This is a genomic window from Flagellimonas beolgyonensis (assembly GCF_003992615.1).
In the GTDB taxonomy this organism is placed as follows: Bacteria; Bacteroidota; Bacteroidia; order Flavobacteriales; family Flavobacteriaceae; genus Flagellimonas; species Flagellimonas beolgyonensis.
This window is the reverse complement of record NZ_RZMY01000003.1, coordinates 515,104-531,943: the sequence shown is the minus strand read 5'-3', so window position 1 is coordinate 531,943 and position 16,840 is coordinate 515,104. Positions and strand designations below refer to the sequence as shown.

16 protein-coding genes are annotated in these 16,840 nt (G+C 44.0%); 9 read left to right on the top strand and 7 right to left on the bottom strand.

Going from position 1 to position 16,840, the window contains the following annotated elements:
• Positions 1–9 precede the first annotated feature (9 nt).
• A complete protein-coding gene (locus EO131_RS03290; RefSeq protein WP_127018911.1) occupies positions 10–3,126 on the bottom strand; it encodes a UvrD-helicase domain-containing protein in 3,117 nt (1,038 codons plus the stop codon).
• A 121-nt stretch (positions 3,127–3,247) separates the two neighbouring features.
• Here EO131_RS03290 and EO131_RS03285 point away from each other — a divergent pair, with 121 nt between their 5' ends.
• On the top strand, positions 3,248–3,856 hold the full coding sequence (locus EO131_RS03285) for a superoxide dismutase (protein WP_127018910.1): 609 nt from the start codon (positions 3,248–3,250) through the stop codon (positions 3,854–3,856).
• Positions 3,857–4,515: 659 nt separating this feature from the next.
• Here the strand turns inward: EO131_RS03285 and EO131_RS03280 are convergent.
• The 4 genes from EO131_RS03280 to purN form a co-directional block, all read right to left on the bottom strand.
• The gene (locus EO131_RS03280; protein ID WP_127018909.1) at positions 4,516–6,414 is read right to left on the bottom strand and encodes an amidophosphoribosyltransferase; all 1,899 of its coding nucleotides are present in this window, start codon (positions 6,412–6,414) and stop codon (positions 4,516–4,518) included.
• 44 nt (positions 6,415–6,458) lie between these two features.
• Entirely contained in the window at positions 6,459–7,385 is a 927-nt protein-coding gene (locus EO131_RS03275) for a PfkB family carbohydrate kinase (RefSeq protein WP_127018908.1), read from the bottom strand.
• A 97-nt stretch (positions 7,386–7,482) separates the two neighbouring features.
• Complete coding sequence (locus EO131_RS03270) at positions 7,483–8,118, bottom strand: ribonuclease H1 domain-containing protein (protein ID WP_127018907.1); 636 nt, start codon at positions 8,116–8,118, stop codon at positions 7,483–7,485.
• Positions 8,118–8,681 carry a phosphoribosylglycinamide formyltransferase gene (gene purN, locus EO131_RS03265; RefSeq protein WP_127018906.1) on the bottom strand — a complete coding sequence of 188 codons (564 nt, stop codon included), beginning with the start codon at positions 8,679–8,681 and terminating at the stop codon, positions 8,118–8,120. The genes EO131_RS03270 and purN overlap by 1 nt, the downstream gene beginning before the upstream one ends.
• Before the next feature lie 161 nt (positions 8,682–8,842).
• On the opposite strand from purN, the gene EO131_RS03260 reads away from it, so the two are divergent.
• From EO131_RS03260 to EO131_RS03230, 8 genes are all read left to right on the top strand, one after another.
• Positions 8,843–9,076: an acyl carrier protein gene (locus EO131_RS03260; protein WP_009778413.1), complete on the top strand. Its 234-nt coding sequence runs from the start codon at positions 8,843–8,845 to the stop codon at positions 9,074–9,076.
• A gap of 99 nt (positions 9,077–9,175) precedes the next feature.
• A complete protein-coding gene (fabF, locus tag EO131_RS03255; protein WP_127018905.1) occupies positions 9,176–10,426 on the top strand; it encodes a beta-ketoacyl-ACP synthase II in 1,251 nt (416 codons plus the stop codon).
• Positions 10,427–10,435: 9 nt separating this feature from the next.
• Positions 10,436–11,173, top strand: a complete 738-nt coding sequence (gene rnc / locus EO131_RS03250) for a ribonuclease III (protein ID WP_127018904.1) — start codon at positions 10,436–10,438, stop codon at positions 11,171–11,173.
• Positions 11,174–11,284: 111 nt separating this feature from the next.
• On the top strand, positions 11,285–11,749 hold the full coding sequence (locus EO131_RS03245) for an IPExxxVDY family protein (protein ID WP_127018903.1): 465 nt from the start codon (positions 11,285–11,287) through the stop codon (positions 11,747–11,749).
• A gap of 2 nt (positions 11,750–11,751) precedes the next feature.
• The gene (gene pyk / locus EO131_RS03240) at positions 11,752–13,194 is read left to right on the top strand and encodes a pyruvate kinase (RefSeq protein WP_127018902.1); all 1,443 of its coding nucleotides are present in this window, start codon (positions 11,752–11,754) and stop codon (positions 13,192–13,194) included.
• Between the two features lie 148 nt (positions 13,195–13,342).
• Entirely contained in the window at positions 13,343–14,191 is an 849-nt protein-coding gene (locus EO131_RS03235; protein WP_127018901.1) for a helix-turn-helix domain-containing protein, read from the top strand.
• A gap of 91 nt (positions 14,192–14,282) precedes the next feature.
• Positions 14,283–14,438: a hypothetical protein gene (locus tag EO131_RS17070; RefSeq protein ID WP_164731599.1), complete on the top strand. Its 156-nt coding sequence runs from the start codon at positions 14,283–14,285 to the stop codon at positions 14,436–14,438.
• A 28-nt stretch (positions 14,439–14,466) separates the two neighbouring features.
• Entirely contained in the window at positions 14,467–15,015 is a 549-nt protein-coding gene (locus tag EO131_RS03230) for a carboxymuconolactone decarboxylase family protein (protein WP_127018900.1), read from the top strand.
• A gap of 60 nt (positions 15,016–15,075) precedes the next feature.
• On the opposite strand, the gene EO131_RS03225 is transcribed toward EO131_RS03230, so the two are convergent.
• Together EO131_RS03225 and dinB are read right to left on the bottom strand one after the other, a co-directional pair.
• Positions 15,076–15,645, bottom strand: coding sequence for a TetR/AcrR family transcriptional regulator (locus EO131_RS03225; protein ID WP_127018899.1), 570 nt, complete (start codon positions 15,643–15,645; stop codon positions 15,076–15,078).
• Positions 15,646–15,726: 81 nt separating this feature from the next.
• Positions 15,727–16,827, bottom strand: coding sequence for a DNA polymerase IV (dinB, locus tag EO131_RS03220; RefSeq protein WP_127018898.1), 1,101 nt, complete (start codon positions 16,825–16,827; stop codon positions 15,727–15,729).
• Positions 16,828–16,840: the final 13 nt, after the last annotated feature.

Below are 16,840 nucleotides of genomic sequence, written 5' to 3'. Positions count from 1 at the left end.
TTTTATTATTTAAGCAAAAACTAATTCAATTTGTTGGTCAATATAAACAATAATGGCATGTTTTATTTGATAACCCATGTCTTTCAAAACATCGGCATATTGCATGATCTGTTCCTTGTGCGCTGGCGACGGCTTTCCTGTTTTATAATCGATCAAGATCGCCTGATCTCCGTGAATCGAAATGCGATCGGGCCGCAGGGTCAACCCATTGGGCATCAATATTTCCTGTTCGTTCAAAACTTCACCGTTACTTGAGAAGTAAGATGAGAGCTTTGGATGTTCGATCACTGCTCTGATTTTTTGTTCAATTTCTTTTTTGTTTTCCTTTGGAAAATCTCCCGCAGTATTCAATTGTTCCAAAACCGTTGGTACATCTTCCAGCGTTTTGATCTGGCTCAGCGCATGGTGGATAACATTTCCCATTTCAATGGCTTCCGTACGGGTATCGTCCCAGAGTCTTCCTGATTTGGTTGAGATTACAAAACCAGGGTCGTCAATAGGTCGGGTAATGTATGGGATGTATTTTCCTTCTTCAACGGTTATGTCATGGCCAGCGGAAATTTCAGGGAGGGTACCGATAAGGTACTTCCCGGTTTCGTAGGCTGTTAGCTGTTGCTGTTGCAGGAACCAGCCAAAAAGATCGGCATAGGAGCTTGCTTCGGATAGGCTATCCGGTTTCTTTCCGGTTTCGGTAACCACGAACAGTCCTTTTACAGGCCGTGTAAGGGCAACATAGAGCACATTCATGGCATCGAGGACCGATTTTTGTTCTTCTTCCTTATATAATAGGTGTGTTATGGAATTAAATTCCAATAGGTCCTTATTGGTGTTCAATAAAAATTCATCCAATTCCAATCCATCTTCATCAGACGTGGCCGGGGCCCAAATTTTTTTGTTGGGTTTTTTCAATGTGGCATTGGCAAAAGGAAAAATAACAAATGGAAATTCCAGCCCTTTGGATTTATGCACCGTCATAATACGAACGGCATCCACGTCGTCCGGTGCAGCAATGGAGAGGGAATCCTTTTTGATTTCCCAGTAGGTCAAGAAGGCATGTATACTGGGGCCTTCCCTTTTTTCCAGGTCCAACACCTCATCCATCAAAAAGGTTATATGTGCTGCCGAGCCGGTGGCCAAACCAAATTGGGAGATGGCCTTTTCCAAAATCGTGGACGTGGATTCGGTTTGCAATACTTGGATATCGAATGCAAAGGTTTTGGAAAGATAGTGATCAATGGCATCCAAATGTGTTGTTATAAATTGGTGCGCATCATTTTCATCCTTGCACAAATACGTTAAAATAAAGTATGCGGCCTCCCTATCCCTTTTGTTTTGAATTACCTTTAAAAGGGCAACCAGGAAATTTACCTGGACATTGGTGCCCAACAAGAGGGCTTCCGATGAAATAATGGGAATATGGTTTGTGGCCAAATAATTCGCCAATACCATGGCCTTGTTATTGTCCCGCACCAATATGCAGATATCCGAATAAGGATTGTTTTTTGACTTGAGCTGGTTGATGGTTTGCAATACTTCATCACAATATGCTTCATCCTTATCTTCCAAATCTTTATCCAACACGGTCAGATGTACAAATCCACCCGGGATATTGTTGGTTTTTTGATGGGAGTCATGCAGAAAAAGATTTTGGTAATCCTGATTTTCCATCACTGGGGCCAGGGTGGTAAAGAAAGCGTTGTTAAATTCCACAATGGTGTCGCAACTCCGCCAATTGGTATCCAATGATCGGACGATTGGTTCCACGGAAAACGGATGGGCAGTTCCGTTGATCAAGTTTAAAAATTGTTCGGCCCTTCCGCCACGCCAACGGTAAATGGCCTGTTTTACATCGCCCACCAAGAAAAGAGAACCCTTTTCCTGTCGTTCATTCTCACTTTCCAGCGCATTTCCGATAAGGGGCACCAAGTTCTCCCATTGCATTTTGGAGGTGTCTTGGAACTCATCAATAAAATAGTGCCGGTATTTTTCGCCCATGCGTTCATAAATGAACGGTACCGGCTGCCCTTTGATCTCCTTGGACAAAATCGCATTCAGGGAGGAAATGGGAATAATGTCCCTTTCCAGTTCTATTTGTTTTATTTCCTTGGCAATTTCGTTCAGCACGGTCATCGGGACTATATTGCCGTAGATGTTCTTAAGGAAACGGTGACGGTAGATTTTTTCTTTTTGTGACAGGTAGGTTTGCAACAGTGCAGGTGCGAGGGAAGAAACATCCCTTTTGTCATTGGCTTTGAGGATTTTGCCTTCGACCAAATTAGGTTCCAGGTTCTTGCTGGTATAAAGTGCACTTGGACTGAATTCCCCATCGGTCATTTTTTTAAAATGATTGGGCAATGTTTGCCTTGGAAAATCGGCAAATTCAAAACCTTGGCTTTCAATTTCCTTTAAAACCGTTTGGGCTGCCAGTACAATTTGTTGTTCCAAGTGCCCCAATCTCTTGGCGATCCGCTGTTGGATGTCCTTAAAATCCCCAATGGTTTTGGACAGCAAGGGAGCCACATGGTCGGCATGGTTTTCTTGGAACAGCAACTTTCCCATTTCAATAAGATCTAGGGCAATGTTCCAACTTTTGTCCTCATCGATTTTTTCCAGTGAAAAAGCGATGAGCACTTCGGTCAGTGCTTCATCGGTACCTGCCCGTTCCAGAAGATTGCCCACGGCTTCCTCCAACAGCAGATCGGTATCCAGCTCCACTTCAAAATTTTGGGACAGGTGCAGGTCCCGGGCAAAGGTCTTGATGATCTTATGGTTGAATTTATCGATGGTAGAAATCTCAAAAAAGGAATAGTTGTGTAGTATTCGTTTTAAAATGAGCTTGCTCCGTTCCCCGAGATCGAATGCCTCAAGGGAAAGTTCCGAACAAATTTCATGGAAAAGTGCGGCTTGTTTTTTGGGTACGGGCTCCAATCCAAAGGCATAGAGATTGTCAAGAATCCGGGTTTTCATTTCGTCCACGGCCTTATTGGTAAAGGTAATGGCTAGGATCTGCCGGAATTTGGAAGGCGCATCGTGCGTCAACAACAATTTAAGGTACTCTTTGGCCAAGGCATACGTTTTCCCCGAGCCGGCAGATGCACTGTATATTTTAAAATTGGCGTCTTCCAAAGAAGTTTTTCCTGCAAATTACGGATTCCCTACCTGATGTTAACATCCTTTTAGCGGAATATAAATGTTAAAAACCGTATTTTTACAGGAATTGATTTATAACCTAAAAAACAAAAAAATTATGGCTTTTGAATTACCAAAATTACCTTACGCATACGATGCGCTGGAACCAAATATAGATGCTAGGACCATGGAAATCCACCATACCAAGCACCACAATGGGTACACCACCAAATTGAACGATGCCATTAAAGGAACCGATCTTGAGGGAAAAGGGATTGAAGATATCCTTTCCAATCTCGATATGTCCAACATGGCAGTAAGAAACAATGGTGGGGGTTACTACAACCACTGTTTGTTCTGGGAAGTAATGTCCCCCAATGGTGGCGGAGCACCTAGTGGAGCATTGGCTTCAGCAATCAATGATGCTTTTGGTTCATTTGATGCCTTCAAGGAAAAATTTGCCGCGGCTGCCGCAGGACAGTTTGGTTCGGGTTGGGCATGGTTGTGCGTGCACAAAGGTGGAAAGGTGGACATCTGTGCCACTCCAAATCAAGATAACCCCATTATGCCAGGTATCGGCTGTGGCGGTCACCCAATCTTAGGATTGGATGTTTGGGAGCATGCCTATTATTTGAACTATCAAAACAGAAGGCCCGATTATATTACCTCTTTTTTCAATGTGATCAATTGGGACAAAGTTTCAGAAAACTACGAGGCCGGTAAGTAATTGCTTGGCACATGGAATAAAAAAAGCCCCGCATTTTGTGCGGGGCTTTTTTTATACTGATAGGGTATAATAGAAAAGAGCGAGGAAGCCCCCGCTCTTTTCGTCCCAAATCTTACCATAAACTTAACCTACTTATGCTATGGCGAGACTAAAATACTGGTATTGTGTTAAATAACAAAGGTTTTGGGATAAATTTTTGAATTTCGACGGAAAAAGAAAACGTGCAGTTCGTCGATAAAATAGATAAATCCTTGGTTCTCAAACATAAAGAAGGCGGAGTGTTCTCCGCCTTCTTTCCCCAAATCTTACCATGAACTTAACCTACTTATGCTATGGTCCTCCAAATGTAAGGCAAGGCAGGTTTTCGACCCTAAGCTTTTAGATGAAACTCCCTAAAATGGGTTGAACTGCCAAACTGGTCGACTGCGCGTACGGTAAACAAGGAAAAAGACTACTAGATCGAGGATTCGGAAATGCGGTAAAATAAAAAAGGTGGAATAGTTTCCACCTTTTTTGCCCCAAATCTTACCATGAACTTAACCTACTTATGCTATGGCAATACTAAAGTAGGATTGTGGTCACGCCACCGTATAAAAACACGCCAATCTGCTACTTTCATCGATGAAATGCATGCTTTCTTCGGTAGTTGTGAAAATGTTTCAATAGGCTCTTTCGTTTTTTCCTTCAAAGAAATTGATGAAAGCTCGGTTCACAACCCTGTTTCCACCTGGTGTGGGATAATTTCCGGTAAAGTACCAATCACCCAAGTTTTTCGGACAGGCTTCGTGCAAACCTTCAATACTCTGGTAAATGATTTCTACCTCGGCTTTTATTTCATCAGGACTCAGTATTTCTGCAATTTTTTTGGAAATCTGTTCAGCTGTGAACGGGGCATAAAAGTCCTTCACATAGTTCACTACATCCTTGTCCTTGGATGCTTTCTGAGCCAAACACTTTTCATATATCTCTTTGATCTTATGTGTGGTGCCATGCTCTTCATGGAGTGCTTGGGCTGCCTTGAAGGCCACAAAATCTTCCAATTTGGCCATGTCAATACCATAACAATCAGGATATCTGATCTGTGGTGCCGAAGAAACTACCACAATCTTTTTCGGCGACAAACGATCCAAGATTTTTAAGATGCTTCGCTTTAAGGTGGTACCTCGAACTATACTATCATCTATGATCACCAAATTATCGGTAGGTTTCACAGACCCGTATGAGATGTCGTAAACGTGGGTTACCAGATCATCCCTGCTACTGTCCTGTGTAATAAAGGTCCTAAGCTTCGCGTCTTTGATCGCCACTTTTTCGATACGAGGTCGGACTGCCAATATCTTGTGGAGCTGTTCGCCAGTGATATTGGGTCCGAGGGCAAGAATCTGCTCTTCCTTTTTCTTGTTGAGGTAGTTCTGGGCTTCCTTTACCATCCCAAAAAACGAAGTCTCTGCGGTGTTGGGAATATAGGAGAACACGGTATTCTCCATATCGCCATCGATGGACTCCAAGATTTGTGGGAACACCAGTTTCCCCAATTTTTTACGCTCCTGATAAATTTCTTTGTCGCTTCCGCGGGAAAAATAGATGCGTTCAAAGGAACAGGCCCTACGTTCCGTGGGCTCCAAGATCTGTTTTATGGCCACGGTGCCATTTTTCTTCACGATAATGGCATGCCCGGGATCCAATTCCTTAACGTCATCAAATTTTACATTGAATACGGTTTGGATGGCAGGTCGCTCGGAGGCTACCACCACTATTTCATCATCCTGATAAAAATAAGCGGGACGGATTCCGGCAGGGTCCCTAAATACAAAGGAATCGCCATGGCCCAAAAGACCACCCATGGTGTATCCGCCATCCCAGTTTTTGGAGGCCTTCTTCAAAATTTTGGCAACGTTCAACCGCTCGGCGATCAAAGGGGAGGCTTCTTGTTTGTTGTAGCCCTCCTTTTTGATCTGTTTGTACAATTTGGCTACGGCATCATCCAAAAAATGGCCTATTTTTTCCATTACGGTCACCGTATCTGCCATTTCTTTGGGATGCTGTCCCAAGGTGACCAAGTTGCCAAACAACTCATCCACATTGGTCATGTTGAAGTTACCGGCCACGATCAGGTTCCGGTGCATCCAGTTGTTCTGTCTAAGGAACGGGTGAACACTTTCAATGCTGTTCTTTCCAAAAGTGCCGTAGCGCACGTGCCCCATCAACAATTCGCCGATGTAGGGGATGTTCTTTTTCTGCCAAGCCACATCGTCTTTATGGCCCGGGTTTTCTGTCAATGCCGTATTGATCCGTGCATTGATCTGGTCGAAAATGTCCTGAATGGGCTGTTGGTTTGCCGACCGTACCCGGCTCATATAACGTTCCCCAGGTTGCATGTCGAGTTTGATGCTGGCAAAACCAGCACCGTCCTGTCCCCGGTTGTGTTGCTTCTCCATCATCAGGTACATTTTGTTAACCCCATAAAAGGCCGTACCATACTTTTCCTTGTAGTATTCAAGGGGTTTAAGCAAACGGATCAATGATATTCCGCATTCGTGCTTAATGGCATCACTCATAACAAACCAAATAAAAAAAGCCCCGAAAGCTTCAGGGCGTGTATTTACGTTAATTCTATATTGAACTGTGTCAATTCCCTAAATTGTACCAAACGGGCCTCCACCTCATGTTTGGGAAGGTTTACCATGCGTTCCGTTCCAAAACGTTCCACACAGAACGAGGCCAAATTGGAACCATGGATAATGGCATTTTTCATACTCTCGAATGAAATGTTCCCCGATTCGGTCAAATAGCCTGCAAAGCCTCCTGCAAACGTATCGCCTGCACCGGTTGGATCAAAAACCTCTTCCAATGGTAGGGCGGGTGCAAAGAAAATTTGGTCCTCGTGAAACAATAGGGCACCGTGTTCCCCTTTTTTGATCACTACATATTTCGGACCCATTTCCTGGATTTTTGTGGCTGCCTTAACCAAGGAATATTCATCGGTCATCTGTCTTGCTTCAGCATCATTTATGGTAATGACATCTATTTTTTTAACGACCTCCATCAACTCGTCCCAAGTGTTGTCCATCCAAAAATTCATGGTATCGAGAATAATCAGTTTTGGTCGTTCTTCCATCTGATTGATTACACTCAACTGGATGTTCGGGTGCAGATTGCCCAACATGACCACGTCGGCATCCACAAAGTTGTTGGGCACCACCGGATTGAAATCGGCCAAGGTGTTCAGTTCGGTGACCAAGGTATCCCGGGAATTCAAATCGTTGTGGTATTTGCCGGCCCAGTAAAAGGTTTTTCCACCTTTAACCACTTCCACACCGGATAAGTCGATGTGCCTGTCGGCCAACATATTCATATAGGACTGGGGAAAATCATCACCGACCACGGACACGATCGCGGAGTCGATTTTGAACTGGGAAGCGGCGAGTCCGATGAAGGTACCAGCGCCACCCAATATTCTACCTGTTTTTCCGAACGGTGTTTCAATGGCATCGAAAGCCATTGTCCCCACGATCAGTAATTTGCCCATTCCCTAAATTTTGGTGCAAATATACGGTTTAGCAATGCCATTTGGTACAATGGTGGTTGCAATTATGAATTTTTAGGAAATTAATGGCAACTGAGGCTTATTTACGGCCAAAATCAGCAGGAATTTCTCCCCATGCCTTGGTCTCCCATTTTACGATTGGGGTCGAGTATCGGTTCTTTTTGAGCCACTCCTCTGCACGGGCCACCAGTTCGAACAATTTCGTATTCGTACTGTTTTTTTCGAGTTTGGTGCCGCACTTACCTTTGCGCACCCAGCCAATTGCAATTCGGGAGTCGGAATAAATGATGCGATCGCTTTTTTGTTGTTTTAAAAAAGCCAATCCGTGGACCAATGCCAAGAACTCACCCACATTGTTGGTGCCCTGTTCGAAAGGACCTTGATGGAAGAGCACTTTTTTGGACTTGGTGTCCACCCCGCGGTACTCCATGCGGCCAGGGTTGCCGCTCGATGCTGCATCCACGGCAATGGAATTGTAGTTGGGCTCGCCAATTTTGAGCAACTCTTCTTGCGTTAAGCCCGGTTTGCCCTTCGATTTTCCCTTGTACTCCAGATAATTGCTATTGTATGCCTTTTTGGCCTCGGCAAAGGTGGCGAAGGATTTGTATTCTGCCCCTTTGAACCCTTCGATCTGTGCCTTGCAATCGGCCCAAGATTCAAAAATGCCAGGGTGTTTTCCCTTCCAAACCACATAAAACTTTGCTTTTTTGCCCATTAACTAAGCAGTTTTTCGATGATTTTGGGAAAATGTTCGTACTCCAATTGGTGTACCTTTTCGGCAATTTGGTCCGGGCTATCGGATGGTTCTACCTTGGTTTTGGCTTGGAAAATAATGGCACCTTCATCATAGTTCTCGTTTACGTAATGTATGGTAATGCCTGTTTCAGTTTCTTTATTATCCTTTACTGCTTGATGCACTTTTTCACCGTACATGCCCTTGCCTCCATATTTGGGCAGCAGTGCCGGATGTATGTTTATGATTTTTTTTGGGAAGGCTTCAATCATGTTTTCCGGAACTTTCCATAGGAACCCGGCAAGTACCACTAAATCGGTGTTCAGTACTTTCAAAAGATCAACCACCGCATCGGTTTTGGTCAAAGCAACTTTGTTGAAATAAAAGGCAGGAACTTCGAGCCTATCGCAGCGTTCCAACACCTTTGCCTCTTTCTTATTGGTGAGGACCGCAACCACATTAATAGTAGGTATGTTGTTGAAGTACGTTATGATGTTTTCTGCATTTGAGCCACTTCCAGAGGCCAAGATGACTATTTGTTTCATCTGTTAGGAATTGATGGTATTTTGGACTAACTTCAGGCGGCTAAAGTAATGTACTGAACCTTAAGATGTTTAATTTGGAGTACATTTTATCGACAAATGGTGTAATTAATCCAAAGTTTTATATTTTTGCCAACGATTAAATTTTTAAAACCACTATAATTATGTCAGACATTGCATCAAGAGTAAAGGCTATCATCGTTGATAAACTCGGTGTTGATGAGAATGAAGTTGTAGCTGAAGCTAGCTTTACCAACGATTTAGGAGCGGATTCCTTGGACACTGTTGAGCTTATCATGGAGTTTGAGAAAGAATTTGATATCCAAATACCAGACGACCAAGCAGAAAACATTGCCACTGTAGGTCAAGCCATTAGCTACATCGAAGAAGCTAAGTAATTATATGATATATTGCTAAAGAATTGGAATTATCCATGTGGTGATTATCACATGGATAATTTTTTTATAATTTAGGTCTAAAGGGTAAAACATAGTTCAATGCAGTTAAAGCGAGTTGTAGTTACCGGAATGGGTGCTTTGACCCCGATCGGAAACAATTTGGAAGCTTATTGGGAAGGACTACGGACCGGTAAAAGCGGTTGCGCCCCCATAACATATTTCGATACCGAAAAGTTCAAGACAAAATTTGCCTGTGAGCTTAAAGGGTACGATCCCAATGATTTCTTCGACCGCAAGGAAGTAAGAAAACTGGATCGGTTTGCCCAATATGCACTGGTATCTTCCGATGAGGCCATAGCCGATTCCGGGATTGATTTGGACCACGTGGACAAGTTTAGGGTCGGAGTCATTTGGGGTGCAGGCATTGGAGGGTTGGAAACCTTCCAGAATGAAGTCATTGGTTACGCCGAGGGCGATGGAACGCCTCGTTTCAACCCCTTCTTTATCCCAAAAATGATTGCCGACATCGCACCAGGAAACATTTCCATTAAGCATGGATTTATGGGGCCTAATTATACAACGGTTTCTGCTTGTGCATCTTCTGCCAATGCTATGATCGATGCACTCAATTATATTCGATTGGGTCATTGTGATGTTATTGTGACCGGGGGTAGTGAAGCAGCAGTGACGATAGCAGGTATGGGTGGTTTTAACTCCATGCATGCCCTGTCCACAAGAAATGATAGTCCAGAGACTGCCTCCAGACCTTTCGATGCCACACGTGATGGTTTCGTATTGGGCGAGGGAGCAGGTGCATTGGTCTTGGAAGAATACGAACACGCCAAGGCACGCGGTGCCAAAATCTATGCCGAAGTGGCCGGAGGAGGCATGTCTAGTGACGCCTATCACATGACCGCACCCCATCCAGAAGGTATCGGTGTGGTTCGGGTAATGGAAAATTGCTTGAGGGATGCTGGGCTAAAACCAGAGGATGTGGATGCCATCAATACGCACGGTACTTCCACACCACTTGGTGATGTTGCCGAGCTTAAGGCCATTTCCAAGGTATTTGGTGCACATGCATCCAAGATCAATATCAATTCCACCAAATCCATGACCGGACACTTGTTGGGTGCTGCTGGGGCCATAGAAGCCATTGCGTCCATTTTGGCCATGGAGCACAATATGGTTCCACCGACCATTAACCACAGCGTGGTGGACGAGGAAATCGATCCATCGCTCAATCTTACGCTGAACAAGGCTCAAGAGAGGGAGGTTAAGGTGGCCATGAGCAATACCTTTGGTTTTGGAGGACACAATGCGTGTCTTATTTTCAAAAAATTAGGGTAGTTTTGTAACATGAAACTCACCTCCAAAATATTCAATTCCCATCCGAACTCGGATGGGGATTTTTTTTTGGGGATGAAAAAAATCTTGGGATTTAAACCCAAGAACATTGAGGTCTACAAAAGAGCCTTTTTGCATCGTTCCATGAACAAAAGGGACGCCGAGGGCAACCCCATGAATTACGAACGGCTCGAGTTTTTGGGCGACTCCATGTTGGGCACCATAATTTCCCGTCACTTATACAATGAAGTACCCGAAGGAGACGAGGGATATCTCACCAAAATGCGCTCCAAGGTGGTTAGCCGAAAACACCTGAACGAGCTAGGTAAGGATCTTGGGCTGCTTCGATTTGTGGAAAGTAGGATTCCCAAATCCCATTTCGGGGAAAACATCCACGGCAATGTTTTTGAAGCGTTGATCGGGGCCATTTATCTTGATCGGGGCTATAAGTATTGTGAAAAATTCATCTATGACAGGGTCATCGAACCCTACGTAGACATTGAACAACTGGAAGGAAAGGTCATCAGCTACAAAAGTTTGGTAATTGAATGGTGCCAAAAACAAAAAAAGTCCTTCAACTACAACGTGTACGAAGATACCGGTAACGATGAGCTCAAACATTTTGCCGTTAAATTGACCATCGGGGACCGAATCATGGCCAAGGCCAGGGCCACTTCAAAAAAGAAGGCAGAGGAAAAAGCGTCCAAGCGTGCATACTTTGCGCTTCAGAACAAAATTGAAAATCAGTAACTTTAAATAAAGGCAAACTCAATCGTTTTCGTTTGATTTATAGGTGTATTGTATTGCAATAACTAGGCATTCAAACGGATTAAGAGTATATTTACCGTTCGTGTTTAGGGCATGTTGACAACACATCGAATATCGGCAGATTTTTATGATGACAGTTTTAAGCTCATCGCCATACACAGTAATTTGGAAGATTATGCCATAACCTATGCCATAAATTCCGGCTGTGGATTGTACTTGAAACGTATGGAAAGGGATCTTTGTCTTGAGGCAAATGCTAAATTTTCCGTTTTTGATTGGGACGATGAACTGAACGATCTGTATTGGACGCTGATTGCCAATAAATGTGTTGTGGAAGAAGTAATTCCCTCGGATGGACTGTTTGGCAACAACACTTCTGAACGTATGGATCACTTGATAAAAGAACGGAAGGAAGTGGATTATTTTTTGAAAGTAGACGCTGCCGATGACGACTTGATAGAAGAACAAGTACGACGCATCAACAAAATAGCCAGGGTTATGACCGCATACCCTATTGACACACAAACCTTAAAATCAAAAAGAAATTTAATCTTTTAACAATGCCAACTAGAAAGAAGACTAAAATTGTAGCAACCTTAGGTCCAGCCACCAGTTCGAAGGAGACCCTTAAAGCAATGATGCTGGCAGGAGTGGATGTATTTAGGATCAATTTTTCACATGCTGCCTACGAAGATGTTGCGGAACGCATTAAAATGATACGGGAACTGAATGAGGAGTTGGAAGTAAACACCGCAATACTTGCCGATTTACAGGGACCAAAACTTCGTGTAGGCGTTATGGGCGGAGAAGCCATTGTAGCACCGGGCGACGAAGTAACCTTTGCCACTGGCGAGCCCTTTGAGGGAACCGCGGAACGGGTTTATATGAACTACAAAAGCTTTCCAAGGGATGTAAAACCCGGTGAGCGCATTTTGCTTGATGATGGTAAGCTCATCTTTGAAGTAAGGTCCACCAACGGTGAAAATGAAGTAATAGCAACCGTAATCCAAGGAGGGCCCCTTAAATCCAAAAAGGGAGTGAATTTGCCCAACACGGCCATTTCATTGCCTGCCTTGACCAAAAAGGATATTAAGGACGCCATTTTTGCCATTGAACAGCAAGTGGATTGGATGGCACTGTCGTTTGTTCGGCACAGCCAAGACCTTATCGATTTGCAAGAATTGATCAAGAAACACTCCGATCACAAGATTCCGATCGTGGCAAAAATAGAAAAGCCTGAAGCCGTGGAGAACATCGATAAGATCGTTACCTATTGTGATGGTTTAATGGTGGCCCGAGGCGACTTGGGTGTGGAAGTCCCTGCCCAAGAGGTCCCCTTGATTCAGAAAAAACTGGTTTTGAGGGCCAAAAAGGCTCGGATTCCTGTAATTATTGCCACGCAGATGATGGAAACCATGATCACCAGCCTTACACCGACACGTGCTGAGGTGAACGACGTGGCCAACTCCGTTATGGATGGTGCCGATGCCGTGATGCTTTCCGGGGAGACCTCTGTTGGAAACTACCCAGTTCAGGTAATCGAAAAAATGGCAAGTATCGTTGCCAGTGTGGAAGGTTCCAACTTGATCAAGGTTCCTCAAACACCACCACATATCCGGACAAAAAGGTTCATCACCAAATCGGTGTGCTACCATGCCGCCCTTATGGCAAACGAGATTGAGGCCAAGGCCATTTCCACATTGACCAATAGTGGGTACACGGCTTTCCAAATTTCAGCTTGGAGGCCTGCAGCCCATATTTTGGTGTTCACCTCCAACAAAAGGATTTTGACCCAATTGAACCTATTGTGGGGCGTAAAGGCCTTTTATTACGATCGATTTGTGTCCACTGATCAAACTATTGAGGACGTGAACCAGATTGCATGCAAAAAAGGATTTTTGAATGTGGGCGATATGCTGGTCAGCTTGGCCGCAATGCCGATCAAGGACAAAGGGATGGTAAATACCCTTCGTGTTACCGAAATTGAGTCCTGTAATTTTTAAGCACCAATAAAGGTCAAAATAGACCCAAAAAATATATCCCCTGCTCCCTTTGGAGCAGGGGATTTTTTATGCTCCAATGTAAGTTTTACAAAGTAAGTTGGACTGATTGGAAGTATTGACCGACCCTTTGTCGGTGAACACAAGCATCATGAAATACGAGTACACAGACCAGAAAATGGGAGCCGTTTTAGGGTTTACCGATGACATCAAAAAAGATGAACATCGATTCGCCCACACCGAATCCACCATTAAGTTTCTTTGGAACAGAAACTGCGAACCGGTTCATTTTCAAGTGGATGGTATTCCCATGGTGCTCCAGCCCAACCAATTGGTTACGGTCACCTATTTGCAACATGTTTCCCTAGAAGCCACTGCGCTGCCTTTAACGGGAATCCTGTTCAACCGTGAATTCTATTGTATTTTTGACCATGATACCGAAGTGTCCTGCAACGGCATTCTGTTTTTTGGCACGCAAGATCTACCCATTGTTACCATTCCGGATGGTCAGTTGAAAAAGTTCAACTTGTTGTTCGATATGTTCTTGGAAGAGTTTTCCACACCGGATACTATTCAGGGCGATATGCTACAAATGCTGCTTAAACGAATGATCATCCTTAGCACCCGATTGGCCAAGGAACAGCTTATTGTGCAAACTTTGGACAACGATCAGATCGATGTGATTAGAAAGTTCAACTATTTGGTGGACTTGAACTTTAAAACCAAGCGCCGGGTAAGCGATTATGCCGAAATGCTCTTCAAATCGCCCAAGACCCTATCCAACCTTTTTGCCATTTACAACCAACGCTCTCCCCAACAGATCATATTGGACCGAATTGCCTTGGAAGCGAAAAGGCTCATCAATTATACCGATAAGCAAAACCAGGAAATAGCCTACGAATTGGGCTTTAACGACCCGGCCCATTTTAGCCGATTTTTTAAGAAAATGACGCAAATGAGCCCTTCCGAATACCGGGATAGTCTGGTTTTGACCCCTTAAGGGAAGAATGCACAACTCGTCGGGAAATCCTTCCTAACACCTGCCCTTTGTATTGCCCCATCTTTGCCCTGTAATTTAAAACAAGGTATTGATGAACATTTCCAACAAATCCATTTTCAATCTCATCGAGATTTTTAGAAGCACGCCCAAACAGGCACAACCTTTGGTTGCCACCGAGCATTGCGGTCAAAAGTTCCATCATGATTTTTATTGTGATGCCGAGAAACCCTTCATTCAGAAATATTAATTCCATATATACCCAAAAAGTAAATAGTATGAGCACATTTAATGTACCCAAAAGAGACGAGGTAAGTCCTGCAAACCAGACCGTATTTGACAATCTTGAAAAAGCATTGGGCTTTGTTCCCAACCTGTATGCCACCTATGCCCATTCAGACAATGCATTGGTGAATTATTTGAACTTTGCGAACGCGAAGACCTCCTTGAAAGCGAAAGAAAAGGAAGTGGTGAACTTGGCCGTGAGCCAAGTAAACAATTGTGAATATTGTTTGGCCGCCCATACCGCCATTGGCAAGATGAATGGATTCACCGAGGATCAAATCTTGGAACTAAGGGCCGGTAAGTCCACATTCGACACCAAATTGGATGCCTTGGCGAAATTGGCCAAGAACATAACCCAGAACAGGGGAAATGCCGATCAGGATGTATTGGATAACTTCTTCGAGGCCGGATGGACGAAGGAAAACTTGATCGATACCATTGTTTTGGTCGGGGACAAGACCATTTCCAACTACATCAACAATACCGCAGGAACACCAATCGATTTTCCTGAAGTACAGCCTTTGGATGAGGTGAATGCCTAATTCAATGTTTTAACTAAACTCCAGACCCTTTCATTAATTTGGAAGGGTTTTTTATTGTCGTTATGGTTCTGGGAATAGTGTGGCGGCTATATTTTTGGCCATATAAATGGGCCAATCATTTTTGAACAAATTACTTTCTGTAATGGCACTTTCATATAGCAGGTACAAACCACCCGATATTTTTTCGGTCTCGGCCTTGGACAGGTTGGGCACGTTATCGCCCACTACTTCCCCAATAAAGAGCAACAACTCCTTTTTCTGTTTTTGAATCACAGCACGAATCTTTGCTTCGTTAGGGCCCAATTCACCGAAAGTCTTCAAACACCAGCACCCTTCGAAATCTTCTTCACGGTACATGTCCTGTAACAGCTCGAACAGTGCCAATAATTGACTTTTACCAGACGGCTTTTTGGCCACAAAGCCTTTTAACCGCTCCAGAAATTGATGGTGTCGATGGTCCAAATAGGCTATACACAGATCTTCCTTGGACTTAAAATGACCATACAGGGTGGCCTTGGCGATATTACAGGTGTCAACGATTTCATTTATACCTGTTGAATGGTAACCTTGGGAATAGAACAGCTTGCCAGCGGTTACAATAATGTGTTGGTGCAATTCAGGACTTTGCATAATGCATTTTAAAAAGTTAAGCGGGGGAGCTGCCCGTGCAAAATAAAAAGAAATCTGGTATTGGACAATCAGACGTTTCTCTCAAAATTCAAACTTGAGTTGCACCAGAACAGCCTCATCTTTGGAATCTTCTTTTTTCTTCTCGGTATTGAGGTTGGCCAACGAAATGCCCAAGAGCCGAACCGAGTTTTCCAGATCGGCTTGGTACAGTAGTTCCTTGGCGGTTTCCAGAATCAGGTCCTTGCTTGCAATATAATAGGGAAGGGTTTTGCTTCGAGTTTGTAAGGTAAAGTCGCTGTACTTGATTTTCAGGGTGATGGTTTTTCCAGCGATTTTGGATTTTTGCAGCCTGCGTTCCAATTCGTTGGCAATGTTTTCCAATTTTTCCAGCATGAAGATCTCACTGCTCAGGTTTTCGGAAAACGTACGCTCTGCCCCAACCGATTTTGGTGTGCGATGCGGTTTAACCGGACTGTGGTGCACCCCTCGTACCACATTGAAATAGTAAGAACCGCTTTTTCCAAAATGCTCGTCCAGAAACTCCTCGGATTTTTGTTTGAGGTCTTTTCCAGTAAAAATGCCCAACCGGTACATCTTGTCGGCTGTTACCTTGCCCACTCCATAAAACTTTCGAATGTCCAACTCTTCCAAAAAGGCAATGACCTCTTCGGGGTTTACCGTTTTTTGTCCGTTCGGTTTGTTGTAATCGCTGGCCACCTTTGCGATAAATTTGTTGATGGAGATGCCCGCTGAAGCCGTCAATCCTGTTTTGTCCAATATTTTTTGGCGTATTTCTTTGGCGATCAAAGTAGCAGAGGGATTGCCTTTTTTGTTTTCGGTCACATCCAGATAGGCTTCATCCAACGATAGGGGTTCCACAAGGTCGGTGTACTCATAAAATATGTCCCGAATTTGCAGTGAGATTTCCTTGTAGCGATCAAACCGGGGCCGCACAAAAATAAGTTGAGGACAATTTTTTTGTGCTTGGTATCCCGACATGGCACTGCGCACTCCAAATTTCCGAGCTTCGTAACTGGCAGCCGAAACCACACCGCGTTTAGATCCTCCACCAACGGCTATTGGTTTTCCCTTAAGCTCTGGATTGTCGTGCTGCTCTACGGATGCATAAAAGGCATCCATGTCCACATGGATTATTTTTCTTAAGGGAAAATCGAATTGCATACCCAAATTTAGG